General features: G+C 37.1%; 10 protein-coding genes. 6 read left to right on the top strand and 4 right to left on the bottom strand.

The window, feature by feature from the left end; translation table 11 throughout:
• Window positions 1-4: 4 nt before the first annotated feature.
• Window positions 5-1,003, bottom strand: a complete 999-nt coding sequence (locus ACQ33O_RS00590) for a beta-ketoacyl-ACP synthase III (RefSeq protein WP_430993598.1) — start codon at window positions 1,001-1,003, stop codon at window positions 5-7.
• A gap of 230 nt (window positions 1,004-1,233) precedes the next feature.
• On the opposite strand from ACQ33O_RS00590, the gene ruvA reads away from it, so the two are divergent.
• The 5 genes from ruvA to ACQ33O_RS00565 all read left to right on the top strand — a co-directional run bounded on the left by ruvA (window position 1,234) and on the right by ACQ33O_RS00565 (window position 11,542).
• Entirely contained in the window at window positions 1,234-1,818 is a 585-nt protein-coding gene (gene ruvA / locus ACQ33O_RS00585; protein WP_430993597.1) for a Holliday junction branch migration protein RuvA, read from the top strand.
• A gap of 28 nt (window positions 1,819-1,846) precedes the next feature.
• Window positions 1,847-9,148 (top strand): cell surface protein SprA, encoded by a 7,302-nt coding sequence (gene sprA / locus ACQ33O_RS00580; protein ID WP_430993596.1) that lies wholly within the window; start codon window positions 1,847-1,849, stop codon window positions 9,146-9,148.
• Window positions 9,149-9,172: 24 nt separating this feature from the next.
• Entirely contained in the window at window positions 9,173-9,790 is a 618-nt protein-coding gene (locus ACQ33O_RS00575) for a tetratricopeptide repeat protein (RefSeq protein WP_430993595.1), read from the top strand.
• Between the two features lie 233 nt (window positions 9,791-10,023).
• Window positions 10,024-10,473, top strand: a complete 450-nt coding sequence (locus ACQ33O_RS00570; RefSeq protein WP_430993594.1) for a GNAT family N-acetyltransferase — start codon at window positions 10,024-10,026, stop codon at window positions 10,471-10,473.
• 133 nt (window positions 10,474-10,606) lie between these two features.
• A complete protein-coding gene (locus ACQ33O_RS00565; protein WP_430993593.1) occupies window positions 10,607-11,542 on the top strand; it encodes a hypothetical protein in 936 nt (311 codons plus the stop codon).
• Here the strand turns inward: ACQ33O_RS00565 and uvrA are convergent.
• Entirely contained in the window at window positions 11,539-14,409 is a 2,871-nt protein-coding gene (gene uvrA / locus ACQ33O_RS00560; protein ID WP_430993592.1) for an excinuclease ABC subunit UvrA, read from the bottom strand. The two genes, ACQ33O_RS00565 and uvrA, sit on opposite strands and share 4 nt — an antisense overlap.
• 76 nt (window positions 14,410-14,485) lie before the next feature.
• Between uvrA and ACQ33O_RS00555 the strand changes: the two genes are divergently transcribed.
• Window positions 14,486-15,037: a hypothetical protein gene (locus tag ACQ33O_RS00555; RefSeq protein WP_430993591.1), complete on the top strand. Its 552-nt coding sequence runs from the start codon at window positions 14,486-14,488 to the stop codon at window positions 15,035-15,037.
• A gap of 2 nt (window positions 15,038-15,039) precedes the next feature.
• On the opposite strand, the gene ACQ33O_RS00550 is transcribed toward ACQ33O_RS00555, so the two are convergent.
• Entirely contained in the window at window positions 15,040-15,243 is a 204-nt protein-coding gene (locus ACQ33O_RS00550) for a hypothetical protein (RefSeq protein ID WP_430993590.1), read from the bottom strand.
• A 4-nt stretch (window positions 15,244-15,247) separates the two neighbouring features.
• Window positions 15,248-17,797: a DNA translocase FtsK 4TM domain-containing protein gene (locus ACQ33O_RS00545; RefSeq protein WP_430993589.1), complete on the bottom strand. Its 2,550-nt coding sequence runs from the start codon at window positions 17,795-17,797 to the stop codon at window positions 15,248-15,250.

Raw genomic sequence — 17,797 nt, 5'->3', positions numbered from 1 at the left:
CAAATCAATTCGAATCGTACCCCCAGGTAATTAAAGTAGCACCCCAGGTAAACCCACCACCAAAAGCAGCCAATACAAGTTTATCACCTTTGTGTAATTGTTTTTCCCAATCCCATAAACAAAGTGGAATAGTGCCTGCAGTAGTGTTACCGTATTTTTGAATATTCAACATTACTTTTTCGTGTGATAAATTGATCCTATTTGCAGTAGCATCAATGATTCTTTTATTTGCCTGATGTGGAACAAGCCATGCAATATCATCGCCTGTTAAACTATTGCGTTCTAATAACTCAAATGCAGTATCGGCCATACCTTTAACAGCAGCTTTGAATACGGGTTGTCCGTCCTGAAAAATAAAATGTTCTTTTGCAGTAACTGTTTCAATACTTGCAGGTTTTAACGAACCGCCGGCTTTCATGTGTAAGAAATCTTTACCGCTGCCATCGCTTCTAAGAATACTGTCTTTTACACCAATGTCTTCAGTAGTAGGTTCTAATAAAACTGCACCGGCACCATCACCAAAAATGATACAAGTTGTTCTATCGCTGTAATCAACAATTGAACTCATTTTATCGGCACCCACCACCACAACTTTTTTATATCTGCCACTCTCAATAAAAGACGCAGCTGTTGTTAAACCAAATAAAAATCCTGAACAAGCCGCACTCAGATCGAATCCCCAGGCATTTTTTGCTCCTATCTTATCACATATCAAATTAGCTGTAGAAGGGAAAACCATATCAGGCGTAACCGTAGCAACGATCATACAATCTATTTCCATCGGGTCAATGCCTCTTTTTTTACAAATCTCTAAAACTGCCGGTACTCCCATATCCGAAGTAGCCAATCCTTCGCCTTTTAAGATCCTTCTTTCTTCAATTCCTGTTCTCGATTTTATCCATTCATCATTTGTATCAACAAGTGTTTCTAAAACTGCATTGGTCAATCTGAATTCAGGAACATAACCACCTACTGAAGTAATAACGGCATTTATTTTTTGCATCGTATGTAAAATATTTATATATCTTGTAAAGAAAATATGAGTGCAAAAGTAAGGATTCTTACCACAGAGTTACACGGAGTTTTTTCACAGAGGCTCACAGAGTTAGAAAGCATTGCTTAGGTTAAATCTGTGGTTAGTAGGTTTTTACGGGCACCATCAGCCCGGAATGCCTATTTTAACGCTTTCACTCAAAAAATATCCTTATTTTCGCTACTGACTGATATTGAATTATGTACGCATATCTGCAAGGAAAATTTATAGATAAAACCCCTACTCAAGTTTATGTTGATATACAAGGCGTGGGGTACGAAGTAAATATCAGCCTGAACACATATTCTCATATTCAGAATATGGATCAGGGTAAGTTGTTTACCTATTTACAAATTAAGGAAGACGGACATACTTTATATGGTTTTTTTGATAAGGCAGAAAAGGAAATGTTTATTCAGTTGATCGGTGTTTCGGGCATTGGTGCTGCTACAGCAAGAATGATGCTATCAGGCTTGAAGCCCGATGAAATTAGCAGGGCTATCCTGCAAAGCAACGTTAAGTTACTTGAAAGCATCAAGGGTATAGGTAAAAAAACAGCTGAACGATTGGTGTTGGAGTTGAAAGACAAAGTGGGTAAAATATCATCGGATGTTAGTGTACCTTTTGCCCATGGAAATAGTTTACAACAGGATGCTTCAAATGCTTTAATTGCCTTGGGTATATCCCGTTCGCAGGCCGAAGCCGCTGTTCAAAAAATTGTTTTATCTGAACCAAATAATAGTAACTTAGAAGAACTGATTAAAAAAGCCCTAAAAGCCATTTGATACTAATCTACATTAATTGATTTACTGAATGTTTACCACAAAGAACTTAACAAAGCAAAGGGCATGTTTTTGGTTGTTACAGGTATTGTTGCTTACAACAGTGTCTTTATCCGCTACCGCTTCAGATAATACTCCTTCAAATAATTACCGTAATGCAATTGATACTTTAGAACCGGGTAATAACGGAGGTTTGCACTTTCCTATTCACGACAGAAGAGGGGATTTTATTAACGATAAAAAAAGCACTTTCGATTTTAAGAAACCTTCCAATATTACCGATTCAGTTGCCTACGATGCTAAAACAAAATTGTATGTTGTTTATGAAAAGATAGGCGATAAATATTATCGTACACCAACAACTTACACTTTCGACGAGTATTGGCAGATACGCAACAAGCAAACAGAGGCAGAGTATTTTAAAAAACGTGCCAACACTATGAGTTTGCTTAACAGTAAACTAGCCAAGCCTAAACTGAATCTTGTTGATAATTTATTCAATCGTTTATTCGGTAATGGGAAAATAGAAATTACACCACAAGGAAACGTGGATGTAATTGCAGGTTATCAGGGACAAAATATAGCAAACCCTACATTACCAGAAAGAGCAAGAAAGAACGGTGGTTTTGATTTTGATATGAATGCTCAGGTAAATGTGAATGCAAACATTGGCGATAAATTAAAATTCCCGATCAACTATAATACGCTTGCTAATTTCGGACAAGACAATCAGCTTAAATTAGACTATACCGGTGTTGATGACGAAATAATAAAAAGATTAGAAGCAGGTAATGTAAGTTTCCCTTCACGAAGTACATTAATTCCCGGAGCACAACAATTGTTTGGTTTAAAAACACAATTGCAATTTGGTAAACTTAATGTAACGGCTGTTTTGGCTAATCAAAAATCACAAAGACAAAGTGTGAACCTCCAAGGTGGCGCAGCTGCTCAGTTGATAGATCTGAAAGCAGATGACTACGAAGAGAATAGACACTTTTTATTGGCACAATATTTCAAAAGCAATTACAATACAACAATGAAAAATTTGCCGGCAGTAACTACGCCTGTGCAAATATTAAGAATGGAAGTTTGGGTAACCAATAGAAATGGCGCCACCACCGATACCAGAGATGTAGTAGGTTTCATGAACCTCGGTGAAACGCAACCGGATATTGTGAATCCTGTTAACCCCGGGCTTCCGGATAACAATGCAAACACATTGTTTGCCGATCTTAAAGCAAATCCTGTAAATAGAGATCCTGCATTGGTATACAGTAATCTGGTTAATAATATGAACCTGCAACCTGTGCAACAATTCGAAAAAATATTTGCTCGTAAATTAGATAGCACCCAATACATTTACAATCGTCAGGTTGGATTTATTTCTTTAAGTCAGCCGCTGCAAACGGATGAAGTATTAGCCGTTGCGTACCAATATGCTTACAATGGCAGAGTTTATCAGGTAGGAGAGTTTTCTTCAGACCTTCCTCCCGATAGCAATAAGGCTACACAACAAGTATTGTTTTTAAAATTATTGAAAGCAACATCACAAAGAACAAATTTACCACTTTGGAGTTTGATGATGAAGAATGTTTACTCCGTTGGTTATGGTACATTAACACCAACAGATTTTAAACTGAGCATGTATTATCAGGAACCAAGTCTTGGTGTAAAACCTTATGTGCCTTACGGCGACAAAAATCAGGGTACTCCTATTTTGACTTTATTGAATTTAGACAGATTGAATAATCAGCTAGATCCTCAACCCGATGGTGTGTTTGATTATGTTGAAGGATATACTGTGATCTCTCCATACAGCAGGATCATTTTCCCGGTACTTGAGCCTTTTGGTAAAGACCTTGCTGAACAGATATATACCACTATTCCGTCTACCATAAGAGATACCTTGTTTTATGCATTGTACGATTCCATTAAAGCTGTAGCACAACAATACCCTAATCTCGACAGATTTGTGATGAAAGGTTCGGCAAAAACCTCCGGTTCTTCCGACATCAGCATCGGCTATAATATACCTCGTGGTAGCGTTACCGTTAGCGCAGGCGGACAAACTTTAATTGAAGGAGTTGATTATGATATCAACTACGATCTTGGTACGATAAAAATTACCAATCAGGCAGTATTAAATGCAGGGTTACCGGTTCAGGTAAATTTTGAGAACAATGCGGCATTTGGTATTCAACAAAGAAATTATCTCGGACTTCGATTGGATTATATGGCGAAGAATACGGTTAAGGAACAACTTGCGATCGGTGCTACGGTTGTAAGATTGGGAGAACGACCATTCTTTACCAAAGTAAACTACAACGAAGATCCTATCAGAAACACCATGTATGGTTTGGATGTTAACTACAGAAAAGAAGTACCGAGATTAACGAAGTGGTTAGATAAATTACCGTTCTATCAAACTACGGCACCATCTACTATCAATGCGTATGGTGAGTTAGCTATTCTAAAACCCGGTCATGCGCCGCAGATCGGTAGCGGAAGTAAAGGGGCTGTTTATATTGATGATTTTGAAGGCAGTCGTTCAGGAATCGATCTTCGTTTCCCTGCAGTTACATGGACATTGGCATCAACACCTAAAGGTGCAACAGATGAATTTGGTAACGAACTTTTCCCCGAAGCAGGATTGAACAATGATCTTGACTATGGAAAGAACCGAGCAAAACTGGCTTGGTATCAAATTGAACCATCTTTACAATTGTATAAAGGAAATAATAATCCACTAGCAAACAACAGAGAAGAGCTGAGTGATCCGAGAGTAAGAACTGTTTATCAGAGTGAGATCTTCCCACAAAAAACAACCGGCTTCGGACAAAATCAATTAGTAACTTTTGATCTGTCCTATTACCCTACGGAAAAAGGTCCGTACAATTATGCTGATGACGGTGCAAATGTTGCCAGTACCGGTCTTTTGAAAGATCCGAAAAAACGTTGGGGTGGTTTAATGCGTAATATCGATCAAACAGATTTTGAAACTGCTAACATTGAGTTCATTGAATTCTGGATGCAGGATCCTTTTATTAATACACCCCGTAATCCTAACGCATCCAATTCTACCGGAGGTAAATTGTATTTTAATCTAGGAAATATTTCTGAAGATATTTTAAAAGATGGTAGAAGGTTTTATGAAAATGGATTGCCAACACCAAATTCTCCTGCACAGGTTGATACATCTAACTGGAGCAGAGTACCACGTAATCCGATTCAGGTTACCAATGCATTCAGTAATAATGTTGAAGATAGAGAAGCACAGGATATTGGGCTGGATGGGTTGGATGACAACTCGGAAAGAATACAACATCTGCCATATCTGGTGAACCTTCAAGGTATTGTATCACCTGCCGCATTTCAAAAATTCAATAACGATCCGTCATTAGATGATTATGTTCATTATAGGAATGAAGCTTTCACTGAAACGGATGGAATTTTAGCACGGTATAAAAATTTTAATAATCCACAAGGAAACTCTCAAGCAAATACCGGAACAGAATTTTCATCTGCAGCAACATTATATCCCGATGCTGAAGACCTTAACAGAGACAATACACTGAATGAGGTTGAAGAGTATTTTCAATATGTAGTAAAGATCAAACCGAACGGTAATTCTGAAATGGAAGTAGGTGGCAATAATTTTATTGTTGATAAAAAAACGGTAACAGTAAAACCTGCAGACGGAAGTACTCGTGATGAAATATGGTATCAATTCAGAATACCGATCAATTCGTACAATAAAAAAATTGGAAATATTCCCGATTTTAAATCGATCCGTTTTATAAGAATGTTCTTAACCGATTTTGAAGATAGTGTAACGCTTCGTTTTGGTCAGTTGCAATTGACAAGAAATATCTGGCGTCAATTCAAATATAAAGTAGATACTACGGGTAATTATAATCCGATCAGCACAACGGTTGATTTTAGTGTAGGTGGAGTGAACATCGAAGAAAACGATAAACGTTCGCCTTTGCCATACCGTACACCTAAAGATATCGAACGCCAGCAAATACAAAGTAACAATGGTGTGAATCTTTTGCAGAACGAACAAAGTATGAGTTTACGTTTCTGCGGAATGGGTAAAGGAGATACAAGAGGTGTTTTCCAAACATTTGCCAACAGAGATCTTCGTCAGTACAAAAATCTTGCAATGTATATACATGCAGAGAACAGTATTAAAACGCCTTTTGGTATTGCAGATAAAGATATGAATGCAATTATCAGGATCGGTACCGATTTTGTAAACAATTATTACGAAATTAAAATACCACTTTACCTCACAGACCTTGATGATGCAAATCTTAATCCTGACAGTGATGCCTACAATGATTCTTTGTGGAAAGCAATTAATAGTCTGAATGTTGATCTTACAACATTGACAAAACTGAAACAGGAGAGAAATCTTTGCGGCAACTGTTCTGTTACGGATATTTACAGGAAAGCTCAAACTAACGGTCAAACCTATGCGGTAATGGGAGATCCGAATTTGGGTGAGATCCGAGGTGTGTTGATCAGTATTGAAAATGAGAACAGTCCGAGCGCCTGTGGTGAAGTTTGGGTAAATGAATTACGTTTATCATCCATTGATGAACAAGGAGGTTGGGCTGCTATGGGCAGAGTAGATATGACATTGGCTGATCTTGGAACCTTAACAGCCTCGGTATCTACACACAGTCAGGGCTTTGGTACACTGGAGCAAAGAGCCAATGACAGATACAGAGATGACTACAAACAATTTGATGTTGCTGCTACATTGGAATTAGGAAAACTATTGCCTAAAAAAGCAGCTATCTCAATTCCTGTTTTTGCAAGTTACTCTCAGGCGATCAGCACACCTGAATACGATCCGTACGATCTTGATATCAAATTGAAAGATAAGTTGAGTGCAGCATCAGGTGCGGAAAAAGATTCTATAAAAAATGCTGCAGTAGATTTTACAAGTACAAAAACTTTAAACTTTACCAATGTTCGTAAAAACAGAACGGGTACTAAAAAACCTAAGATATATGATATATCAAATGTAGACCTTAGTTACTCCTACATTAATATTAAGGCGCATAGCCCGTTGATAGAAAATAATGAAGTGACCAGACATAGAGGCGGTATAGGTTACAATTTTGCTCCACAGGCTAAATATATAGAGCCATTCAAAAAGATCAAATTCTTTAAAAAGCGTAAAACACATTGGTTCGATCTGATCAAAGATTTCAACTTTAATCCGGTGCCGAGTCAATTGAGCTTTAAGGCAGATATTCATCGCCAGTTTGCAGCGATACGTCCGAGGAGTATTGGTTCTTCAAAATATAAAATTCCTGAAACCTACGATAAATTCTTTACGTTCCAGAGAGATTATATACTCCGTTGGACATTGACACGTTCAATCAACTTTGACCTAACGGCAACAAATAACTCAAGAGTAGATGAACCATTTGGAAGATTGGATACTAAGGAAAAGAAAGATACTGTTCGTACAAACTTCTGGAAAGGTGGTAGAAATACATTGTACAATCAAACGGCTAATTTCTCTTATACCTTACCAACATCTAAATTCCCGTTGATAGACTGGACAACGATCAATGTGAAATATCAGGCAGATTATCGCTGGATCGGTGCATCGAGACTGGCAGTTAATCTTGGTAATATACTGGAGAATGGCCAGCAAAAAGAAGCTACAGCACAATTGGATTTTACTAAGTTGTACAATAAACTGAAATTCTTCAGAGCAATTGATCAACCAAGAATGCAAGGACAATCAAATCCGAAATTGACAAGAACAGATACTGTTTTCAAATATGTGATGAGAGATGGTATAAAAGTGAAGGAAGTAAAACGTGTTAAAGTAAAGAAGATAAGAGATAAGAATGCTTTACCTGATGTTGGAACTGTAGGCAGAGTATTTGGTAAATTGATCACAAGTCTTAAGCAGGTAAATGTTTCTATATCTGAAAATGCAAATACACGTTTACCCGGGTATACAGACAGTACCAAAATAGTTGGTCAGAACTGGAACAGCATGGCACCCGGACTTGATTTTGTGCTTGGTATGCAACCGGATACAAACTGGTTGAACAGTGCCTCCAAAAAAGGATTAATAACGAAGGATGCTTTATTCAATACTATTTTGCAACAATCCTTCGATCAGCGTTTAATGCTTACAGCTCAGTTAGAGCCGGTAAGAGATCTGAACATCAGCGTTAATCTCAGCAAGACATTCAACAAAACATATTCTGAGTTGTTTAAAGATACTTCGGGAACAGGAAATGAATTTGGACATTTAAGTCCGTATGCAGGTGGCGGTTTTGATGTAAGTTATATTGCATATAAAACATTGTTTGGGAAGTTTGATCCTAACAGAGTATCAGAAACATTTAAAACATTTGAGAATAACAGGATCATCTTGTCGGAAAGATTAGGTAAAGGAAATCTTGTAAGTGAAGAATTGGCGAATGGTTATTACAAAGGCTACAATAAATATGCTGTTGATGTATTGATACCGGCATTCATTGCTGCATACACCGGACAAGACCCTAATAAAGTAGGATTAATTAAACAAAGCAATCCTAATATTAAATCTAATCCGTTCCGAAATATTTTGCCTAAACCAAACTGGAAATTAGATTACAGCGGTTTGAGTAGAATGAAAGGATTGGATAAAGTATTTACCAACTTCACTATTTCACACGGTTATAATGGTAATTTGAGCATGAATGGATTTACTTCAGCATTATATTATGCCGATACATTAAACCAGGGAATGCCTACTTTCTTTGATACGGTTTCTCAAAACTTTGTTCCTTATTTCCTAATACCTAATATTACTATACAGGAACAATTTGCACCATTGATAGGAGTAGATATGATGTTCACCAATCAGTTGCAGGCAAAATTTGAATATAGCAAACAACGTATTTTAAGTTTGAGTTTGATCGACTATCAATTAAGTGAAACAAGAAGTACAGAATTTTCTATTGGCGCAGGTTTCCGTAAACGCGGCATGAAATTATTGGGAGGCTTGAAGCTACCTAAATTCTTAAGCAAAAGCGGTTCAGGAAAACTGGATAATGAAATTAATTTTAGATTTGATTATAAGATCAGAGACAATGCAACATCCAATAGCAGGTTGGGTCAGGATAATACAGTACCTACCGCAGGAAGTAAAGAAATTACTTTTTCTCCAACCATTGATTACTTCCTGAACAGCAGAGTGAATATCAAATTATTCTTCGACAGAAGAAAAGTGATCCCTTATGTGCAATCAAGTGCAGCCATTACGAACACGAGAGCAGGTGTGCAGATAAGAATTTCTTTGGCTCAATAATTTAATAGGTCAAAAGTTATCGTAATGAAAAGTAAAGTTCTTTTTAGCTTATTTTTTATTTTGATCTTTTTATCCGCATGCAAGAGATCTACTGGAGAAATGTTTGATGAAATGAAAAATCTTTATAAAAAGAAAGATTATGAGAGCGCTATTAAAATGTGTTCCAAGATCATTAAAAGGAATAAAAAACTTCAAGAGGCGTATTATTATCGAGGATTTTGTTTTTGGGAGCAAAACAAACTAAGTGATGCTTTATTCGACTTTGAAAAAATTTTGGATATGCATATGGCGGCTGGTGGTTTTAGGTTTGAGTTGAGTTCTGAACTTGCTGAATTGAATGAAGAAGCAAGGTATCAAATTCCTTATAATGATGCATTGTATCAAAAAGCTCAGGTAGAATATGAAATGGGTAATCTGCGTAATGCATACAAAGATTTTCAGGATTTAATTAATGAAAATTATGAAAAGAGTAATTGCTTCTTATGGCTTGGAACAATAATGCTCAAATCTGGGGATGAGGAGAAAGCATGTCTGTTTTTCTATCAAGGAAAAGAATCTGCTGATAATGATGGAGACTTTGCTAATGCTTTAAAACTACTTAAACAGTGCGATTCAATAAGCACTAAGACTCTGCAACGATAAAAATTTATTACCAACTACCGCAAATCTTATTGCATTCGCCGTGTTAAATCTAAAAAACATCAACGTGTTTTTACTCTTGCAAAATTTTATATGCTAAACAGTATATTTGATATGCTGAAAAATGTTTTCAAATATCATTGTAAATGAATGTGTTTTTACCTAATGATTGCGGAAACCACTTCGATTAAAAGTTGCTAACAGTAATATTCCTAAGTATTAAAATATGTAAAAAAATGCAAATAAAATGGGTCTATAAAACGTTTAATGAGTTGGAATCTGCAGAGCTTTATGCGGTCATGCAATTAAGAAATGAAGTGTTTGTTGTTGAGCAAAATTGCGTGTATCAGGATGCAGACGGGAAGGATTCACACTCATGGCATTTAATGGGTTGGGTTGAAAATGATCTGGCAGCATATTGCAGGATATTACCTCCCGGGCTAGCATTTTCTGAAGCAAGCATTGGCAGAGTGGTTTCATCACCACGATACAGAAAAGAAGGGTATGGAAGAGAGATGATGAAACTGGCAATTGAAAAAACAATCACACAATTCAATTGCAAAAAAATAATGATCGGCGCTCAATTATATTTGAAAAATTTTTATGCTTCACTTGGTTTTGTTCAGACGAGTGAAATTTATTTAGAAGATAACATAGAACATATAGAGATGGAATTGAGTCGTTGATGTTTTAGAAAATAAAATTGTATATTTTAAAAATATACAAAAACCAATATCTGCTTAACCAATTTTTAAAACCATGAAAAGGAGTTTGCGCTGCTTTGCTCTAAGGAGCATTGCCTCTATACTTTTTTTATGCATGGTCTGCCTTACTGCTACATCCCAACACTTAATATTTGGTAATCCTAAAGCCAGTGTGGAAGTTGGTGTTACTTTTGGTCCCAGTTTTTTTCTTGGCGATCTTGGCGGTAACAAAGGTATCGGAACCCGTTTTCTTAAAGATCTGAATTTGCAACTCACTAAATTAATGAAAGGCGGTTTTGTAACTGTTAATCCGAATGAATGGATCGGTTTCAGACTGGGAGCTCAATACACCTATGTTGAAGGTAGAGATGAGATCATAAAAAACAGCGGGGGGCAGGAGCTTACCCGTAAGCAACGCAATCTTGATTTCAGAAGTAAGGTATGGGAAGCTTATGCTGCAATTGAATTTTCACCAACTGCTTATGCAATGCGTAACACAGAGAATGAATCCAGATTACGTCCGTATTTCTTCGCCGGTGTTGGAGCCTTTCATTTTAATCCGCAGGGTTCGCTTGCCGATGCTGAAGGAAATATAAGATGGTATGATCTGCGGCCACTAAGAACAGAAGGGCAGGGAATGTCGGAATATCCGGATAGAAAGCAATATAAACTAACGCAGATAAATATCCCGATGGGTGGAGGTATAAAATACTTTCTTTCACCTAAAGTAAATATTGGTCTTGAAATAGCTTACAGAAAATCTTTTACAGATTATATTGATGACGTTAGTACGAAATACATCGACCCAAAATATTTCGATAAATATTTAACACCTGAAAATGCGTTGGTAGCAAAAGAAATATATAATAAGATAGGTGTTACTTATTTCAGAGGTACATGGGGTTATCCGGGAGATAAACGCGGTACGGAAACGAATGCAGACGCTTATTTTACCGTTGGATTTAAGATCGGCGTAAGAATCGGTCATGAATTTGAAGGTCCTGAAAGATGGAGAGAACGCAGGCAAACTAAATGTCCGGTGCGATTTTAATTTTTCAATTCAGGAATTAAATATTTTCCTGTAAAACTTTCTTTTATTTTAATAAGATCTTCCGGTAAGCCTTCAAATAAAACAAGTCCGCCACCGTCACCACCCTCTGGTCCGATATCGATGATATGATCAGCAACTTTTATCACATCCATATTATGTTCGATCACTAAAACAGAATTTCCTCTATCAACTAGTTTGTTGATCACTACCAAAAGGTGTTGTATATCCTGAAAATGTAAACCCGTAGTTGGTTCATCCAAAATATAAAAAGTTTTTCCGGTATCTTTTTTTCCTAACTCCGTAGATAGTTTAACTCTTTGAGCTTCGCCACCACTCAATGTTACAGCACTTTGTCCGAGTGTAATATAACCTAGCCCGACTTCTTGTAATACTTTTATTTTTCGGTAAATGTATGGTACCGCCTGAAAAAAATCAACGGCTTCATCCACCGTCATATCTAGTACGTCGCTGATAGATTTTCCTTTGTAACGAATTTCCAATGTTTCTCTGTTGTATCTTCTGCCATTACATTTTTCACAATGCACTTGTACATCGGGCAAAAAATTCATTTCAATGATACGCATACCACCTCCTTCACATACTTCACATCTACCACTCTTTACATTAAATGAAAAACGACCTGCATTGTAACCACGAATTTTGGCTTCGGGTACAGCTGCAAACAATGTTCTAATATCTGTAAAGAAACCGCAATAGGTTGCTGGGTTACTTCTTGGTGTACGTCCAATAGGGGATTGGTCTATTTCAATTACTTTGTCGATGTGCTCCAAACCCTTTACCGTTTTATGTTCTAAAGGATTCGTTTTTGAATTGTAACAATATTTACTCAACAACGGATACAATGTTTCATTGATCAATGTTGATTTGCCACTGCCACTTACACCCGTTACTAAAATTAATTTTCCTAAAGGAAACTTTACGGATACATTTTGCAAATTATTTCCTTTGGCTCCGGTTATCTCAATAAACTTACCATTGCCTTTTCTTCTTTCAGTTGGAACGTCAATTTTTTTATCGCCGTTTAAATATTGTGCCGTATCAGAATTAGAATCGAGTACTTCTTGCGGTGTACCCATGGCAACAATTTCCCCGCCATGTCTGCCGGCTTTTGGTCCTATGTCAACTAAATAATCAGCCGCTAACATAATGTCTTTATCATGCTCTACCACTAACACACTATTACCGATATCTCTCAGGTTTTGCAATGCGCCAATCAATCGTTGGTTATCTCTTTGGTGCAAACCAATACTCGGTTCATCTAAAATATACGTGATGCCTTGTAGCTGTGAGCCAATTTGTGTTGCTAAACGTATTCGCTGACTCTCGCCACCACTGAGGGTTTTGGAAGATCGGTTCAATGTGAGATAAGTAAGACCAACATCCAACAAAAATTGTAGGCGTTCTCTTATTTCTTTCAATACATCTTTTGCAATGGCATTTTGTTTATCGCTCAAGCGTAATTCAATGCCATCGAACCATGCAGCAAGATTATCTAAATTCAAATTGCTGAGCTCTGCAATATTTCTTTTATCGATCTTAAACCATATGCTCTCTTTTCTTAATCTTGTTCCATTACAAGTGCCGCATGTTTTTAACACCATGAATTTTTCTACCCATTCCTGTAAGCCTGCATTGCTTTGCGGAGAGGAGAACCAGCGTTTCAACATCGGTATAATACCTTCATAACTTCCGGTGTAAACCTGTGGAACGGTTTCATCACTGAGGTCTAATTCCAGTGCAGGATTAATTTCTTGATCGCCATACAATAAAAGATCAACATGTTCTTTCGGGAGATCTTTAATGGCTTTATCTAAATTTATTTTATGCTTTTTTGCAAAAGCAGCTACCTGTTGAAATACACTGGCTTCTCTTTCTTCACCTAAGGGAACAATGGCTCCGTCTTTTACACTCTTGCTTGTATCAGGTAAAACAGATTCCATATCGATGGTGTAAACATCTCCCAAACCTTTACAGGTAGGGCATGCACCATATGGACTGTTGAAAGAAAATGCATTTGGAGAAGGTTTCTCATAACTGATACCTGTTTCTTCACACATTAACAATTTACTGTATTGTACAACCTTATCTGTACCTTCTACCAAAACAAACATCAGATCTTTGCCGAGTTGTAATGTTTTTTGTACACTCTGGCTAAGCCTGAAACGCATTTCATCATTCACCGGTAATCTATCCACCACTAATTCTATGTCGTGAATTTTATATCGATCAACCTGCATTTTAGGAGCAAGGTCTTTCACTTCACCATCGATCCTTACTTTTAAAAATCCTTTTTTTCTTACTTCTTCAAAAAGTTCTCGGTAATGACCTTTTCTCCCTCTTACCAATGGCGCTAAAAGATTTATTTTTTTATTGTCAAATTTTTCGAAAATATTTTGAACAATTTCTTCTTCACTGAACTGCACCATTTTCTTTCCGGTGTTGTAGCTGTAGGCTTCGCCAACTCTTGCAAATAGTAGGCGAAGGAAATCATAAATTTCTGTAATGGTACCGACGGTGCTTCGTGGATTTTTATTCGTTGTTTTTTGCTCTATGGAAATAACAGGAGAGAGTCCCGTGATCTTATCTACATCGGGTCGCTCCATATCACCAATGAACTGACGGGCATAGGCACCAAAGCTTTCCATGTACCGACGTTGCCCTTCATTATAAATGGTATCAAATGCTAAAGAAGATTTACCGCTGCCACTAACACCGGTGAATACCACCAGTTTGTTCTTCGGTATATGTATGTCGATATTCTTGAGATTGTGTTCCCTTGCACCAAATACTTCAATAAAATTGTTGTTGATTACTTCTGCCTCGGCAGTTTTTTTTGCTTTTGCCATGAATACTTACTATCCTGTAAATATACTAACAAAACAATTGAGGTTTAGTTGTTAAATTGCAGCATAAATCAACTTTATGTTTTTTAATTTATTTGGCAAGAAAGAAGAAAAATCCGGCGAAGGTGTTTTTGTTGATCGTGTGTTTATTGATGCTGCAGGAAAATGGTATGCCATTTTACAATTAGCAAAACAACAGGCCGATACGGTTTTTATTGCCTGGTTTGCCGATACGCTGAAAACTGCAAAAGAGTTATTTGCGCAGAATGGAATAGATGAAGCCAGAGTATTGGATGCTCGTCATGTTTTTATTACGATGATAGAAAACAAGCAACCGGTTTTTCTGGGACATTATCCTTTACATGAAAAGGAAACAGCTCTGATTAGCAACTGGCCACATACAAAAATTCCTGTATATAGTTCTTTAGACGAAGCTATCTTCAAACATTTCGGTAGCGAAAAAATGATACCGCTAATTAAGATGCTGGGCATGAAAGAAGATGAACCGATTGAACATAGTTATGTAACGCAATCCATTACTAGAGGCCAACAAAAAATAGCAGCATTAGTAACTTTAGAGCAATCTGCTTCGTCGCAACAGGAGTGGATGGAAAGGAATATTAAAGGGTAGTTTTAATTGCAAATAGTTTTACCAGTAGCATAATTCCCTGTATCATATTCAACTTTGGTGATTGTTATTTCGCTTCCATCATCTAAATGGATCATGTAAGAGCCTGACATGACCATATACCCTGTAATTTTTTTGCAATTCGTTGCTTCATCTTTTTTGCATGAAAAAAGAATTGTACTGGTAAAAATGATTAATATTTTTTTCAAGATGCTATAAATTATTATCCAGATACATCTGCAGATCGGCTTCAGTCTTGATCAAAACATCTCTTGCCTTGCTGCCTTGATTAGCACCAACAACACCTGCTGCTTCTAACTGATCCATTAAACGGCCGGCACGGTTATAACCAAGCTTCATGCGGCGTTGGAGTAGGGAAGTACTTCCTACCTGGCTTGCAACAATCAATCTTGCAGCATCTTCAAAAAGTGGGTCTTTATCGCCAAGGTCAAAATCTTTTCCTTCCATTTCTTTTTCATCCACATACTCAGGCAATAAAAATGCTTGTGGGTAACCACGTTGGTCGCCAATGAAATCAACGATCTTATCAACTTCAGGAGTGTCAACAAAAGCACATTGTAAACGAACCAGTTCGCCGTTGTAGCTTACCAGCATATCGCCTTTACCAATTAATTGTTCTGCACCACCTGCATCTAAAATGGTTCGACTATCGATCTTACTACTAACCTTAAAGGCTATACGAGCAGGGAAGTTAGCTTTGATAGTACCTGTGATGATATTTACAGAAGGACGTTGTGTTGCAATAATTAAATGGATACCAATAGCACGTGCCAACTGAGCCAAACGTGCAATCGGCATTTCGACTTCTTTACCTGCTGTCATGATCAGATCGGCAAACTCATCTACCACCAAAACAATGAATGGTAAGAATTGGTGCCCTTTTTCAGGGTTTAGTTTTCTTGCAGCAAATTTTTCATTGTACTCACGTATATTACGGCAACCGGCTTCTTTCAACAGATCGTAACGGTTATCCATTTCAATACACAATGCATTTAATGTGTGTACTACTTTCTTTGTATCCGTAATGATGGCATCGCCTTCATCCGGCAATTTTGCTAAGAAATGTTTTTCAATTGTTTTGTAGATGCTCAATTCTACTTTCTTCGGATCTACCAATACAAATTTTAATTGCGATGGATGTTTTTTATACAATAAAGAAACTAGTATTGCATTCAACCCAACCGATTTACCTTGTCCTGTTGCACCAGCCATTAATAAATGCGGCATGGCAGCAAGGTCAACAATAAAGTTTTCGTTATCGATCTTTTTACCAATAGCGATTGGTAAAGAGAAACTATTTTTCTGGAATTTTTCCGAAGCCAATAAGGTCTTCATACTAACAATTGTCTTCTTCGCATTCGGCACTTCAATTCCAATGGTTCCTTTACCCGGTATTGGTGCAATAATACGAATGCCAAGCGCAGCAAGGCTTAACGCAATATCATCTTCCAAATTTTTAATACGTGAGATACGTACACCTGCAGCAGGAATAATTTCATACAGTGTAACCGTTGGGCCTACAGTTGCGGAAATTTTAGAGATATGAATATCGTAGTTCTTAAGTGTGTTGATGATCTGGTTCTTATTATTCTCCAGCTCATTATTGTCTTGTACAATTTTATCACTGCCATGATTTTCTAAAAGATCAAGCGTTGGATATTTGTAATCTCTCAGATCTAAGATCGGATCGTATGGTGTACTGGTTGCAGTCTTCGGTTTTTCTGTTGCAGCAACAGGTTCGTCAGCAATTTTATCCGGAACAGATTTTATTTCCAGTTCAAGTGGAGTAGGATCTACAGTTTTCTTTGCAACTATAACCGGTTCTTCTTTAATGGGTGCAACAATTGGAGGTGTTTCTTCTTCCTCTTCTTCTTCCTCAATTGGATCTTCTTCTTTCTCAACAATTTTTATATCATGGTTCAATGATGGGTTTTCTTGTGAAGGAATGGCTACCATACCTGCATTACCTTTTAAGAAATTACCACTACCTTCATCCGTTGATGTAGTTGCTTCTTTTTTATCTTCTACGGCTAATTCGATCAATTCAGATTTTTCTTCAGGGATAGGGACTACTGCAAGATTATCATCCGGCAATAATACTTTTTTAGATGGCAGTTTAAACACCGGATTAAATCTCCAGATAATGTATGATAGTACTACCACTGAAAGGATTGCAATGGTACCGATCTTTCCAACAATGCCAAACATCCAATCTCGGATCATATCACCAACGGCACCGCCCCACGCAAACATGGGTTGATTGTTTGTACTGCCAAGGCCTGCAATAACAGATGCGGCAACACTTAATACAACCAGTCCTACAATTACATATTTTACATTACGACCAATGGAAAACACTTTCTTACCAAAAAATAAATTAACACCTACTACAAAAAAGAAAGAACAAATTAAGTAGGAGGCAATACCAAATCCTTTATAAATAAAAAAGTGAGAAAGAAAAGCACCCAATGTTCCAAGCAAATTGCTAACCTTGACGTCTTTACCCAACAAGAGGTGATAATCAAATTGATGTACCGCACTATAATCTTCTTCCCAGGTAAAAAGATAAGACGTGAAAGCAATAAATAACATTGAAGCGATCAACAAAAAAACAGCACCGGTAATTTTGTGCGTACGTTCATCCTTAAGCAGTTGCTTTACTTCTACTTTTTCTTCTTTCTCCGCTTTCAGATCTGTCTTATCTGCCTTAGGAGCTTTCTCTGTTTTTGTTTTACTTGCCAT

The sequence above is a fragment of the Ferruginibacter sp. SUN002 genome (genome assembly GCF_050611725.1).
GTDB lineage: Bacteria > Bacteroidota > Bacteroidia > Chitinophagales > Chitinophagaceae > Ferruginibacter.
This window is presented reverse-complemented; position numbering and strand designations above follow the sequence as displayed.

Bases quoted from the DNA above. Each gene is read 5' to 3' on its own strand.
- ACQ33O_RS00590 (WP_430993598.1), bottom strand. From the start codon at position 1,003: ATGCAAAAAATAAATGCCGTTATTACTTCAGTAGGTGGTTATGTTCCT.
- ruvA (WP_430993597.1), top strand. From the start codon at position 1,234: ATGTACGCATATCTGCAAGGAAAATTTATAGATAAAACCCCTACTCAA.
- sprA (WP_430993596.1), top strand. From the start codon at position 1,847: ATGTTTACCACAAAGAACTTAACAAAGCAAAGGGCATGTTTTTGGTTG.
- ACQ33O_RS00575 (WP_430993595.1), top strand. From the start codon at position 9,173: ATGAAAAGTAAAGTTCTTTTTAGCTTATTTTTTATTTTGATCTTTTTA.
- ACQ33O_RS00570 (WP_430993594.1), top strand. From the start codon at position 10,024: ATGCAAATAAAATGGGTCTATAAAACGTTTAATGAGTTGGAATCTGCA.
- ACQ33O_RS00565 (WP_430993593.1), top strand. From the start codon at position 10,607: ATGGTCTGCCTTACTGCTACATCCCAACACTTAATATTTGGTAATCCT.
- uvrA (WP_430993592.1), bottom strand. From the start codon at position 14,409: ATGGCAAAAGCAAAAAAAACTGCCGAGGCAGAAGTAATCAACAACAAT.
- ACQ33O_RS00555 (WP_430993591.1), top strand. From the start codon at position 14,486: ATGTTTTTTAATTTATTTGGCAAGAAAGAAGAAAAATCCGGCGAAGGT.
- ACQ33O_RS00545 (WP_430993589.1), bottom strand. From the start codon at position 17,797: ATGGCAAGTAAAACAAAAACAGAGAAAGCTCCTAAGGCAGATAAGACA.